We start from the raw sequence: 1,534 nt of genomic DNA, 5'->3' as shown, positions 1-1,534 counted from the left end.
GCGTCGTCGTTCGTTTCGCTCATAGTGGGATGTTTCCGTGTTTCTTGGGTGGGAGGGTGACTTGTTTGCGTTCGAGTAGTCGTAGTGCGGTGACGATCTGGCCGCGGGTGTGGCTCGGGGGGATGACGGCGTCGAGGTAGCCGCGTTCGGCGGCGATGTAGGGGTTGACGAGGGTGTCTTCGTATTCCTGCTGCAGCGTCAACCGGAGGGCGTCGACGTCGTCACCGTTCTTCGCGGCTTCGAGTAGTTGTTTGCGGTAGACGAACCCGACCGCGCCGGAGGCTCCCATGACCGCGATCTGCGCGGTCGGCCAGGCGAGGTTGACATCGGCTCCCATGTGCTTGGACCCCATCACGTCGTACGCCCCGCCGTACGCTTTGCGGGTGATGACGGTGATCTTCCCGACCGTGGCCTCGCCGTAGGCGTAGAGCAGTTTCGCGCCGCGTCGGATGATGCCGTTGTATTCCTGGCCGGTGCCGGGCAGGAACCCGGGCACATCGACCAGGGTGATGATCGGGACGTTGAAGCAGTCGCAGGTGCGCACGAACCGGGCGGCTTTCTCGGAGGCATCGATGTCGAGGGTGCCCGCGAACTGGGTGGGTTGGTTGGCCACGATCCCCACCGACCGGCCGTCGATGCGCCCGAACCCGACGATGATGTTGCGGGCCCGCCCTTCCTGGACTTCGAGGAATTCGTCGTCGTCGAGGATCCGACGAATCACCTCGTGCATGTCGTAGGGGGTGTTCGGTGAATCGGGGATCAGGGTGTCGAGTTCGAGATCCTCCGCGGTGAGCGAGTCCTCGATGGACCCGACGATCGGATCCGAGGGTGCGGTGCGGGGGGCGTCGGCGCGATTGTTGCTCGGTAGGTACGAGAGCAGGTCGCGGACGTAGTCGAGTGCGTCCTGTTCTCCGGAGGCGACGTAGTGCGCGACCCCGGATTTCTCCATGTGGGTGTGCGCGCCGCCGAGTTCTTCCATGGTGACGTTCTCGCCGGTGACGGTTTTGATCACGTCGGGTCCGGTGACGAACATCTGGGAGGTGCCGTCGACCATGACCACGAAGTCGGTCAGGGCCGGGGAGTAGACGTGCCCGCCCGCAGCGGGTCCCATGATCACCGAGATCTGCGGGATCACCCCGGACGCGCGGACGTTGCGGTGGAAGATCTCGCCGTACAACCCGAGGGAGACCACCCCTTCCTGGATGCGGGCTCCGGCACCTTCGTTGATCCCGACCAACGGTCGGCCGGTTTTGACGGCCAGGTCCATCACCTTGACGATCTTCTCGCCGTAGATCTCCCCCAAGCTGCCGCCGAAGACGGTGGCGTCCTGGGAGAACACGCACACATCGCGGCCGTCGACGGTGCCGTAGCCGGTGACCACACCGTCACCGAAGGGCCGGTTCTCGCCCAACCCGAAGTTCTGGGAGCGGTGGCGGGCGAGGGCGTCGAGTTCGACGAACGAGCCCTCGTCGAGCAGGGCGGTGATCCGCTCACGGGCGGTCAGCTTGCCTTTGGCGTGGACCTTGTCCACCGC

Annotated in this window: 1 protein-coding gene; it reads right to left on the bottom strand. The window is 65.1% G+C overall.

Annotated features, from left to right (window positions below):
• Positions 1 to 19: 19 nt before the first annotated feature.
• Positions 20 to 1,534 (bottom strand): acyl-CoA carboxylase subunit beta (locus CH276_RS13770; RefSeq protein ID WP_141214709.1); only part of this gene is annotated, 1,515 nt, incomplete at its 5' end.

Source organism: Rhodococcus sp. 06-470-2 (assembly GCF_002258235.1).
Lineage (GTDB): Bacteria > Actinomycetota > Actinomycetes > Mycobacteriales > Mycobacteriaceae > Rhodococcoides.
Note: the sequence above shows the minus strand (reverse complement) of the source record. Positions and strands in the feature narration are given on the sequence as shown.